An 11,428-nucleotide genomic window follows, 5' to 3' on the forward strand; every position below is an offset into this window, starting at 1 on the left:
ACCATGCCCGCAGACGCCGGTCCGGCAGCGCCCAGCGCTGGCCACCGGCGTTTTTTGTTTCGTTTTTTGTTTCATATCCCGCGTTTTTCGAGCTGATCCGCCCCAACTCTATGACCTCACCCGCCGCTTCCTGGCATCAATACCTGAACCGGCGCATGCTGATCTGCGTCTTCCTCGGCTTTACTTCCGGCCTGCCGCTGTTCATCCTGCTGAGCCTGTTGCAGGCCTGGCTGGCCAAGTCGGGCCTGAACGTGAAGACACTCGGGCTGTTCGCGCTGGTGATGTTCCCCTACACCTGGAAGTTCGTGTGGTCGCCGCTGATGGACCGCTTCCACTTCGGCCGCATGGGGCGGCGGCGCGGGTGGATGGTGTTCACGCAGCTGCTGCTGTTTCTGGCCATTGGCGGCATGGGGATGCTCGATCCGCTGACCGATGTCAGCACCATCGCCTTCATGGCCTCGGTCGTCGCTTTCCTCTCGGCCAGCCAGGACATCGCCATCGACGCCTACCGCCGCGAGATCCTGCCCGAAGCCGAACTCGGCCTGGGCAGCGCCATCCACGTCAATGCCTACAAGCTCTCCGGCATGGTGCCGGGCGCGTTGTCGCTGGTGCTGGCCGACCAGATGCCGTGGCCGACCGTGTTCTGGATCACGGCTGCCTTCATGCTGCCGGGGCTGCTGTGTTCGCTGGTGGTCAAGGAGCCCAAGGTCTATGGCGCCCCGCCCAAGAATCTCTACGAGGCAGTGGTGCTGCCGTTCCGTGAATTCATCGCCCGTGGCGGCTGGGGCAATGCGCTGTGGGTGCTGGGCTTCATCTTCCTCTACAAGCTGGGTGACAGCATGGCCACTGCGCTAGCCACCAAGTTCTACATCGATCTGGGCTTCTCGATGACCGAGATCGGCGTGGTCTCCAAGACCACCAGCCTGTGGGCCAGCGTGGCCGGCGGCATCATCGGCGGCATCTGGATGGTGCGGCTGGGCATCAATCGCGGCTTGTGGGTGTTCGGGGTGCTGCAGGCCATTCCCATCCTGGGTTTTGCCTGGCTGGCCCACGTCGGCGCCAGCCTGCCGGTGCTGGCCGTGGTGATCGGGGTGGAAGCCTTTGGCGTGGGGCTGGGCACTACCGCCTTCGTGGCCTACATCATGCGCGAGACCGATCCACGCTACACCGCCACCCAGTTTGCGCTGTTCACGAGTTTGATGGCCGTGCCACGTACGTTCGTGAATTCTTCGGTGGGATATATCGTCGCCGACACCGGCTGGTTAAATTTTTTTCTGATTTGTTTCGTTCTGGCCTTGCCTGGAATGCTGATGTTGCCTAGAATTGCGCCCTGGAATGAAAAGCCGGTTGAGTCGCAGACACAAAAAGCCTGAAGATTCGAAAAAACGTCGCGGGTCGTTCCTCTGAGCAATATCCGGCAGTCGATAAAATATTTAGCCCTGAAGCGAAAATTTAGTTGACAGTCTAGAGATGTTCCTATATAGTTTTGAGTTCCCTGCACGGAGAGGTGGCCGAGTGGTTAATGGCAGCAGACTGTAAATCTGCCCTCTTACGAGTACGCTGGTTCGAATCCAGCCCTCTCCACCATTAGGCCGGGAGTCAAAGCAGTCCTGCAGTACATACGCGATCGAAAGACGCGGCGGTTGTGAAGTGAAAGTTGTTTCCTCGCGGGTGTAGCTCAATGGTAGAGCTGAAGCCTTCCAAGCTTAAGACGAGGGTTCGATTCCCTTCACCCGCTCCAAGTTTTGGTCCGGTTGCATGTTTGGTTGTTGTGCAGTCGGAAAAATGCCCTTGTAGCTCAGTGGTAGAGCACTCCCTTGGTAAGGGAGAGGCCACGTGTTCAATCCACGTCAAGGGCACCAGTTTCTCGTCGTATCGCTGACAAGTCAGTAATCAGTCGGGCGTGTTGCCTGGACATTCTCATCAAATCTAGGAGTCTAAGATGGCAAAAGGCAAGTTTGAACGGACCAAGCCGCACGTGAACGTCGGCACCATCGGTCACGTTGACCACGGCAAGACCACCCTGACCGCTGCAATCGCAACCGTTCTGTCGAAGAAGTTCGGCGGCGAAGCGAAGGCCTACGACCAGATCGACGCAGCGCCTGAAGAAAAGGCGCGCGGCATCACCATCAACACCGCGCACGTCGAATACGAAACCGCAAACCGTCACTACGCACACGTTGACTGCCCTGGCCACGCCGACTATGTGAAGAACATGATCACCGGCGCAGCGCAGATGGACGGCGCGATCCTGGTGTGCTCGGCCGCTGACGGCCCGATGCCCCAGACCCGTGAACACATCCTGCTGTCGCGTCAGGTTGGCGTGCCTTACATCATCGTCTTCCTGAACAAGGCCGACATGGTGGACGACGCTGAACTGCTGGAACTGGTGGAAATGGAAGTCCGCGAACTGCTGTCGAAGTACGAGTTCCCTGGCGACGACCTGCCCATCGTGAAGGGTTCGGCCAAGCTGGCGCTGGAAGGCGACACCGGTCCCCTGGGCGAACAAGCCATTATGGCTCTGGCAGAAGCTCTGGACACCTACATCCCGACCCCGGAACGTGCCGTTGACGGTACCTTCCTGATGCCGGTGGAAGACGTGTTCTCGATCTCCGGCCGCGGCACCGTGGTGACCGGTCGCGTTGAGCGCGGCATCATCAAGGTCGGCGAAGAAATCGAAATCGTCGGTATCGCTGACACCCAGAAGACCACCTGCACCGGCGTGGAAATGTTCCGCAAGCTGCTGGACCAGGGTCAGGCTGGCGACAACGTTGGCGTGCTGCTGCGCGGCACCAAGCGTGAAGACGTTCAGCGTGGCCAGGTTCTGGCCAAGCCGGGTTCGATCAAGCCGCACAAGCACTTCACCGGCGAGATCTATGTTCTGTCGAAGGACGAAGGCGGCCGTCACACCCCGTTCTTCAACAACTACCGTCCGCAGTTCTACTTCCGTACCACCGACGTGACCGGTGCGATCGAACTGCCGAAGGACAAGGAAATGGTCATGCCGGGCGACAACGTGTCGATCACCGTGCAACTGATCAACCCGATCGCCATGGAAGAAGGTCTGCGCTTCGCTATCCGTGAAGGCGGCCGTACCGTCGGCGCCGGCGTGGTTGCCAAGATCTTCGACTAAGATCAAGCTGTAAAACACTTTGCCGCGGTGCGTAATGTATCGCGGCATTCGTGTCTCAATCGCGAGTTTTTGTAGGGGCGTAGCTCAATTGGCAGAGCGTCGGTCTCCAAAACCGAAGGTTGGGGGTTCGATGCCCTCCGCCCCTGCCACCGAATCTGGTGCAGGGTACTGAAAGTAAATATGTCTAGCCAGCCAGTTCAAACCGTCAACACCTCCAACGACAAGATCAAGATCGCCCTGGCGATCGTGGCTGTGGTTGCTGGCGTGGTCGGTTTTTTTGTGTTGTCTGATCAGTCGACTCCGGTGCGCGCCGTCGCCCTGGTCGCCGGTCTGCTGGTGGCGGTAGCGTTTGCCTGGACCTCTGCACAAGGCCGCGGCTTCGTCGGTTTCGCCAAGGAATCCGTGCGCGAAACCAAGAAAGTCGTCTGGCCCACCCGCAAGGAAGCCATGCAGATCACCGGGGTGGTGTTCGCCTTCGTGCTGATCATGGCCATCTTCCTGTGGGGCACGGACAAGTTGCTCGAGTTCCTGTTGTACGACGTAATTTTGGGCTGGAAATAACATGAGCGATAGCACGCAAGACAGCGCACCGATTGGTGCGCAAAGCGTTTCAGGCGCAGGAAACAAGCGCTGGTACGTGGTGCATGCGTATTCCGGCATGGAAAAGAGCGTGCAGCGCGCGCTGACCGAGCGCATCAACCGCGCCGGCATGCAAGACCAGTTCGGCCAGATCCTGGTGCCGACTGAAGAAGTCGTTGATATGAAGAATGGTCACAAGTCCGTGACCGAGCGTCGTTTCTTCCCGGGCTACGTCCTAGTCGAAATGGAAATGACGGACGAAACGTGGCACTTGGTGAAGAACACCGCCAAAGTGACCGGTTTCATCGGCGGCAAGTCGAATCGTCCGACCCCGCTGCCGCAGCGCGAAGTGGACTCGCTGCTCCGCCAGATGCAAGAAGGCGTCGAGAAGCCCCGTCCTAAGGTGCTCTACGAAGTGGGCGAAATGGTCCGTATCAAGGAAGGCCCGTTCACCGACTTCAACGGCAACGTCGAGGAAGTGAACTACGAGAAATCGCGCGTGCGCGTCTCGGTCACCATCTTCGGTCGCGCCACCCCGGTCGAACTCGAATTCGGCCAACTGGAAAAAGTCTGATCCCGCCTTCCGGAATCCCGCCTTTCCCTGTCAAGTTTTCAACGCCCGCTGGAGCGTACCGGACAAATCACCGTCCGCCAATTCAGCATTCCGAGGAGCCCGAGTAAGACGCCGCAAGGCCGATGAAACGGCGCTACAACTCAATCAATAAGGAGCCGTCATGGCAAAGAAGATTATTGGTTTTATCAAGCTGCAAGTGCCAGCTGGTAAAGCGAACCCGTCTCCCCCGATCGGTCCTGCGCTGGGTCAGCGCGGTCTGAACATCATGGAATTCTGCAAGGCCTTCAACGCCCAGACTCAAGGTGTTGAACCGGGTCTGCCGATTCCCGTCGTGATCACCGCCTTCGCGGACAAGTCCTTCACCTTCGTGATGAAGACCCCGCCGGCGACCATCCTGATCAAGAAGGCTGCTGGTATCCAGAAGGGTTCCTCCAAGCCGCATACCGACAAGGTTGGCAAGATCACCCGCAAGCAAGCGGAAGAAATCGCAACCCAGAAGAAGCCGGACCTGACCGCTGCTGATCTGGAAGCTGCCGTGCGTACCATCGCTGGTTCCGCACGTTCGATGGGCATCACGGTGGAGGGTCTGTAATGGCTAAGGTATCCAAGCGCGTCAAGGCAATGAAGGAAAAGGTCGACCGTACCAAGGCCTATCCGTTCGACAACGCCGTCTCCCTGATCAAGGAATTCGCAACCGCCAAGTTCAACGAATCGATCGACGTGTCCGTCCAGCTGGGCGTGGACGCGAAGAAGTCGGACCAAGTGGTCCGTGGTTCGGTGGTGCTGCCTGCCGGTACCGGCAAGACCGTTCGCGTGGCCGTGTTCGCTTCCGGCGACAAGGCTGAAGCTGCCAAGGCAGCTGGCGCTGACGTGGTTGGCATGGAAGACCTGGCAGAGCGCGTGAAGGCCGGCGACATGCCGTTCGATATCGTCATCGCTTCGCCCGACACCATGCGTATCGTCGGTACCCTGGGTCAGATCCTGGGTCCCCGTGGCCTGATGCCTAACCCGAAGGTCGGTACCGTGACTCCGGACGTGGCAACTGCCGTCAAGAACGCCAAGGCTGGTCAGGTGCAATATCGTACCGACAAGTCCGGTATCATCCACGCCACCATCGGCCGCAAGTCGTTCTCCGACGCCGATCTGAAGGCCAACCTGCTGGCTCTGATCGATGCCCTGAACAAGGCCAAGCCGGCCAGCAGCAAGGGTGTCTATCTGCGCAAGATCGCTCTGTCGTCCACCATGGGCGCCGGCGTTCGCGTGGACCAGGCTTCCCTGGTTGCCTAAGCAAGCAATACAGTCCCCGTTTCCGTAAGGAAGCGGGGCATCTCTTTGGGCTGTCGCAATTGAAAGCAATCAGCAATTGACTGCGGCAGGCCTTCAAAGACCGTTGGGCGGAAGCCGGCAGCAACAAGCCGGACGAAGTTAAAAACGCTGGTCGCAAGTCCAGTGGACCCAACGCAGATGGTGAACCCGAGCAAGTTTCGTAGTCTCAGGCAGCATATTCAGTTTTGCCCTATGCTGCAGTGAACTCCTAAACGTCGGACGCCGTGTTCGAACCGGTGCAAGGCAAGCAGGCAGTGGCCTGTGTAGTGGCCGAGTACTATTTTTGGAGGTTGATCTTGAGTCTCAATCTGAATGACAAGAAGGCCGTCGTCGCCGAAGTTTCCGCAAAGGTTGCATCTGCGCAAACGATCGTCGTGGCCGAATACCGTGGCATCCAGGTTGGTTCCTTGACGCAACTGCGCGCACAAGCGCGTGCCCAAGGCGTGTACCTGCGCGTGTTGAAAAACACGCTGGCTCGTCGCGCCATCGAAGGCACGAAGTTTGCCGACCTCGCCCCGCAACTGACCGGTCCGCTGATCTACTCGATCTCGGAAGATGCCGTGGCCGCTGCCAAAGTCGTGTCCGACTTTGCCAAGACCAACGACAAGCTGGTTGTGAAGGCAGGCAACTACGAAGGCAAGCAGCTGGACAAGGCTGCTGTGGCTTCGCTGGCAAACATCCCGTCTCGCGAAGTTCTGCTGGCCCAGGTCCTGGGCATGATGCAGGCTCCGGTGTCGGGCTTTGCGCGCGCTCTGGCTGCCCTGGCAGCCAAGAAGGAAGCCGAAGCCGCATGAGGCACGGCCGCTTGAGGCGGCCCCGCTCTGCAGTTTCGACGCTTTCGCGTCACTACCAATCTGATGTTATTACCGAAATAAATTTAGGAGTTTCAAATGGCAATTAGCAAAGAAGACATCCTGGAAGCCGTTGGCGCGCTGTCCGTGATGGAACTGAATGACCTGGTCAAGGCATTCGAAGAGAAGTTTGGTGTTTCCGCTGCCGCTATGGCTGCTCCGGCCGCCGGTGGCGCTGCTGGTGGTGGTGCTGCCGCTGCTGAAGAACAGACCGAGTTCACCGTTGTGCTGGCTGAAGTCGGCGCCAACAAGGTCGGCGTCATCAAGGCCGTCCGTGAAATCACCGGCCTGGGTCTGAAGGAAGCCAAGGATCTGGTTGACGGTGCACCGAAGCCGGTCAAGGAAGGCATCGCCAAGGCTGACGCTGAAGCTGCCAAGAAGAAGCTGGAAGAAGCTGGCGCCAAGGCCGAACTGAAGTAATTCTCTTGCCTGCCAAGGCGAGTCATTACTCCGGAGTCAAAGTGCAGAATCCCTTGAAAAAGGGATTCGGCTTTGGCTCCTTTGTCGTTTCTTATTTTTGCTGGTGATGTTGATGCGTTGCAGTATTCGTTGTCGGGAATATTAAGCGCGATCTCAGCAAAAAACTAGGGTAGACATTTGAAGATTTGAGTGCCGATGGCCCGGACTGCTTTGCCGGCAAGTCGCGCGGTCTGATCGAATCTTGAATTCTCTATCCTTCCTGTCACTCACGGAGTGTCCATGCACTACTCATTTACTGAGAAGAAGCGCATTCGCAAATCCTTCGCGAAACGCGCAAACGTCCACAACGTTCCGTTCCTGCTCGCGACTCAGATCGAGTCGTATCAGAATTTCCTGCAACCCGAACGTGCTGCATCGGAACGCAAGAATGAAGGCCTGCAATCGGCTTTCACCTCGATTTTCCCCATCGTTTCGCACAATGGCTTTGCGCGTCTCGAATTCCTGTCGTATGTGCTGGGCGCTCCGCCGTTTGACGTCAAAGAGTGCCAACAACGTGGCCTGACCTTCGCGTCCCCGCTGCGCGCCAAGGTGCGCCTGGTGATCCTGGACAAGGAATCGCCCACCAAGCCGGTCGTCAAGGAAATGAAGGAACAGGAAGTCTACATGGGCGAACTGCCCCTGATGACCACCACCGGTTCCTTCGTCATCAACGGCACCGAGCGCGTGATCGTGTCCCAGCTGCACCGCTCCCCGGGCGTGTTCTTCGAACACGACCGCGGCAAGACGCATTCGTCCGGCAAGCTGCTCTTCTCGGCCCGCATCATTCCTTACCGTGGCTCCTGGCTGGACTTCGAATTCGACCCGAAGGACATCCTGTTCTTCCGCGTCGACCGCCGCCGCAAGATGCCGGTGACGATCCTGTTGAAGGCCATCGGGATGACCTCCGAGCAGATCCTGGCCAACTTCTTCGTCTTCGACAACTTCAACCTGCACGCCGAAGGCGCGGACATGGAGTTCGTCTCCGAGCGCCTGCGCGGTGAAGTCGCACGTTTCGACATCACCGACAAGTCGGGCAAGGTGATGGTCGCCAAGGACAAGCGCATCAACGCCAAGCACGTGCGTGACATCGAAGCGGCCGGCATCAAGCACATCTCCGTGCCTGAGGACTACCTGCTGGGCCGCGTGCTGGCCAAGAACATCGTCGATCCGGACACCGGCGAAGTCGTGGCCAGCGCCAACGACGAGCTGACCGAAGAACTGTTGGCCAAGCTGCGCGAAGCCAACATCTCGGCCATCCAGACCCTGTACACCAACGACCTGGACCAGGGCGGCTACATCTCGCAGACCCTGCGTACCGACGACACCGTCGACCAGACCGCCGCACGCGTGGCGATCTATCGCATGATGCGTCCTGGCGAACCGCCGACCGAAGAGTCCGTGGAAGCCCTGTTCAACGGCCTGTTCTACAGCGAAGACCGCTACGACCTGTCGGCCGTGGGCCGCATGAAGTTCAACCGCCGCGTGGGCCGCGATGAGCTGACCGGTCCGATGACGCTGTCCAATGACGACATCCTGGCCGTCATCAAGATCCTGGTCGAACTGCGTAACGGCCGTGGCGAAGTCGATGACATCGACCACCTGGGTAACCGTCGCGTGCGCTGCGTGGGCGAACTGGCCGAGAACCAGTTCCGCGCCGGTCTCGTGCGCGTGGAGCGCGCCGTCAAGGAACGTCTGGGCCAGGCCGAGGCGGACAACCTGATGCCGCACGACCTGATCAACTCCAAGCCGATCTCGGCTGCCATCCGTGAGTTCTTTGGTTCGTCGCAGCTGTCGCAGTTCATGGACCAGACCAACCCGCTGTCGGAAATCACGCACAAGCGCCGCGTTTCCGCCCTGGGCCCTGGCGGTCTGACCCGCGAACGCGCCGGCTTCGAAGTGCGCGACGTGCACCCGACCCACTACGGCCGCGTCTGCCCGATCGAAACCCCTGAAGGCCCGAACATCGGCCTGATCAACTCGCTGGCGCTGTATGCCCGCCTGAACGAATACGGTTTCCTGGAAACCCCGTACCGCAAGGTCGAGGGCAGCAAGGTCACCAACCAGATCGACTACCTGTCGGCCATCGAAGAAGGTCGTTACGTGATCGCCCAGGCGAACGCGACCATCGACGCTGAAGGCAAGCTGTCCGACGAACTGGTGTCGGCCCGTGAAGCTGGCGAAACCATCTTGGTCTCGCCGGAACGCGTGCAGTACATGGACGTGGCCCCTGGCCAGGTGGTGTCGGTGGCAGCCTCGCTGATTCCGTTCCTGGAGCACGATGACGCGAACCGTGCACTGATGGGCGCCAACATGCAGCGCCAGGCCGTGCCTTGCCTGCGTCCGGAAAAGCCGCTGGTCGGCACCGGCATCGAACGTACCGTGGCGGTTGACTCCGGCACCACCGTGCAAGCCCTGCGTGGCGGCGTGGTCGATTACGTCGATGCAGGCCGTGTGGTGATCCGCGTCAACGACGACGAAGCGCAAGCGGGCGAAGTCGGTGTGGACATCTACAACCTGATCAAGTACACCCGTTCCAACCAGAACACCAACATCAACCAGCGCCCGATCGTCAAGATCGGTGACCGCGTGGCCAAGCATGACGTGATCGCCGACGGCGCCTCGACCGACATGGGCGAGCTGGCACTGGGCCAGAACATGCTGGTGGCGTTCATGCCCTGGAACGGCTACAACTTCGAAGACTCGATCCTGATCTCCGAAAAGGTCGTGGCCGATGACCGCTACACCTCGATCCACATCGAGGAACTGTCGGTGGTGGCACGTGACACCAAGCTGGGTGCAGAAGAAATCACCCGCGACATCTCCAACCTGGCCGAGAACCAACTGGCCCGTCTGGATGAGTCGGGTATCGTCTACATCGGCGCTGAAGTCGAAGCCGGCGACACCCTGGTCGGCAAGGTCACCCCGAAGGGCGAGACCCAGCTGACGCCGGAAGAGAAGCTGCTGCGCGCGATCTTCGGCGAGAAGGCTTCCGACGTGAAGGACACCTCGCTGCGCGTGCCCTCGGGCATGGTCGGTACCGTCATCGACGTGCAGGTGTTCACCCGCGAAGGCATTCAGCGCGACAAGCGCGCCCAGCAGATCATCGATGATGAACTCAAGCGCTATCGCCTGGACCTGAACGACCAGCTGCGTATCGTGGAAGGCGATGCCTTCCAGCGTCTGGAGCGTCTGTTGATCGGCAAGGTCGCCAATGGCGGCCCCAAGAAGCTGGTCAAGGGCACCAAGCTGACCAAGGAATATCTGGACGATCTGGACAAGTTCCACTGGTTCGACATCCGCCCGGCTGATGACGATATCGCCAACGCGCTGGAAGCCATCAAGGAATCCATCGCCGAGAAGCGTCACCAGTTCGACCTGGCCTTCGAAGAGAAGCGCAAGAAGCTGACCCAGGGCGACGAACTGCCGCCGGGCGTGCAGAAGATGGTCAAGGTCTACCTGGCCGTGAAGCGCCGCCTGCAGCCTGGCGACAAGATGGCCGGCCGTCACGGTAACAAGGGTGTGGTCTCGCGTATCCTGCCGATCGAAGACATGCCGCACATGGCCGACGGTACCCCCGCCGACATCGTGCTGAACCCGCTGGGCGTGCCGTCCCGTATGAACGTCGGTCAGGTGCTGGAAGTTCACCTGGGCTGGGCGGCCAAGGGTCTGGGCCTGCGTCTGGGCGAGATGGTGCAGGCGCAAGCCAAGGTTGCGGAACTGCGCAAGTTCCTGACCACCATCTACAACGAATCCGGCAAGAAGGAAGAGCTGGACTCGTTCACCGATGAAGAAATCATCGAGCTGGTGACCAACCTGAAGAAGGGCGTGCCCTTCGCTACCCCGGTGTTCGACGGTGCGCATGAAGAAGAAACCCGCCGCATGCTCGATCTGGCCTATCCGGACCCGATCGCCAAGCAGCTGGGCATGACGCCTTCCAAGAACCAGGTCACCATGTATGACGGCCGCACCGGTGAAGCCTTCGAGCGCACCGTGACGGTTGGCTACATGCACTACCTGAAGCTGCACCACCTGGTCGACGACAAGATGCACGCCCGTTCCACCGGCCCGTACTCGCTGGTGACCCAGCAGCCGCTGGGCGGCAAGGCGCAGTTCGGCGGCCAGCGTTTCGGCGAAATGGAAGTGTGGGCACTGGAAGCTTACGGTGCCTCCTACGTCCTGCAGGAAATGCTGACGGTCAAGTCCGACGACGTGAACGGCCGTACCAAGGTGTACGAGAACCTGGTCAAGGGCGATCACGTGATCGATGCCGGCATGCCGGAATCCTTCAACGTGTTGGTCAAGGAAATCCGCTCGCTGGGTATCGACATCGACCTGGAACGCGAATGATGTAAAGGGGTGCGCGGCGCAGGCTGCGCACCCCGCCGGTTTTTCCGGCGAACCGATAATTCAAGAATTCAGTATTGACGCATCGCTCCACGGGCGATGTGAACGAATCAAGAGATTCAAGAGATTCAAGCGAAGTACGGCAGTAAGCTGGGGAGGTCT

The 11,428-nt window shown here is 59.5% G+C and carries 9 protein-coding genes and 4 tRNA genes; all 13 read left to right on the top strand.

The features are described 5' to 3' along the window. Positions 1 to 110: 110 nt before the first annotated feature. Positions 111 to 1,373 carry an AmpG family muropeptide MFS transporter gene (locus AACH55_RS00480; protein ID WP_338717471.1) on the top strand — a complete coding sequence of 421 codons (1,263 nt, stop codon included), beginning with the start codon at positions 111 to 113 and terminating at the stop codon, positions 1,371 to 1,373. 128 nt (positions 1,374 to 1,501) lie between these two features. Further along, a tRNA-Tyr gene (locus AACH55_RS00485) sits at positions 1,502 to 1,587 on the top strand. 80 nt (positions 1,588 to 1,667) lie between these two features. Further along, positions 1,668 to 1,741 (top strand) — tRNA-Gly (locus AACH55_RS00490). Positions 1,742 to 1,787: 46 nt separating this feature from the next. Further along, positions 1,788 to 1,862 (top strand) — tRNA-Thr (locus AACH55_RS00495). 80 nt (positions 1,863 to 1,942) lie between these two features. Further along, positions 1,943 to 3,133, top strand: coding sequence for an elongation factor Tu (gene tuf, locus AACH55_RS00500; RefSeq protein WP_008334097.1), 1,191 nt, complete (start codon positions 1,943 to 1,945; stop codon positions 3,131 to 3,133). Positions 3,134 to 3,206: 73 nt separating this feature from the next. Further along, positions 3,207 to 3,282 (top strand) — tRNA-Trp (locus tag AACH55_RS00505). Between the two features lie 31 nt (positions 3,283 to 3,313). Continuing rightward, complete coding sequence (secE, locus tag AACH55_RS00510; RefSeq protein ID WP_338717473.1) at positions 3,314 to 3,694, top strand: preprotein translocase subunit SecE; 381 nt, start codon at positions 3,314 to 3,316, stop codon at positions 3,692 to 3,694. Between the two features lies 1 nt (position 3,695). Beyond that, complete coding sequence (gene nusG, locus AACH55_RS00515; protein ID WP_338717474.1) at positions 3,696 to 4,286, top strand: transcription termination/antitermination protein NusG; 591 nt, start codon at positions 3,696 to 3,698, stop codon at positions 4,284 to 4,286. Between the two features lie 160 nt (positions 4,287 to 4,446). Further along, positions 4,447 to 4,878 (top strand): 50S ribosomal protein L11, encoded by a 432-nt coding sequence (gene rplK, locus AACH55_RS00520; protein ID WP_013232178.1) that lies wholly within the window; start codon positions 4,447 to 4,449, stop codon positions 4,876 to 4,878. Further along, positions 4,878 to 5,573: a 50S ribosomal protein L1 gene (gene rplA, locus AACH55_RS00525; RefSeq protein WP_338717475.1), complete on the top strand. Its 696-nt coding sequence runs from the start codon at positions 4,878 to 4,880 to the stop codon at positions 5,571 to 5,573. The genes rplK and rplA overlap by 1 nt, the downstream gene beginning before the upstream one ends. Before the next feature lie 335 nt (positions 5,574 to 5,908). Beyond that, positions 5,909 to 6,406: a 50S ribosomal protein L10 gene (rplJ, locus tag AACH55_RS00530; RefSeq protein ID WP_041309939.1), complete on the top strand. Its 498-nt coding sequence runs from the start codon at positions 5,909 to 5,911 to the stop codon at positions 6,404 to 6,406. Positions 6,407 to 6,502: 96 nt separating this feature from the next. Continuing rightward, entirely contained in the window at positions 6,503 to 6,883 is a 381-nt protein-coding gene (rplL, locus tag AACH55_RS00535; protein WP_008334117.1) for a 50S ribosomal protein L7/L12, read from the top strand. 279 nt (positions 6,884 to 7,162) lie between these two features. Then, on the top strand, positions 7,163 to 11,269 hold the full coding sequence (gene rpoB / locus AACH55_RS00540; RefSeq protein ID WP_338717476.1) for a DNA-directed RNA polymerase subunit beta: 4,107 nt from the start codon (positions 7,163 to 7,165) through the stop codon (positions 11,267 to 11,269). Positions 11,270 to 11,428: the final 159 nt, after the last annotated feature.

The sequence above is a fragment of the Herbaspirillum sp. DW155 genome, assembly GCF_037076565.1.
GTDB lineage: Bacteria > Pseudomonadota > Gammaproteobacteria > Burkholderiales > Burkholderiaceae_D > Herbaspirillum.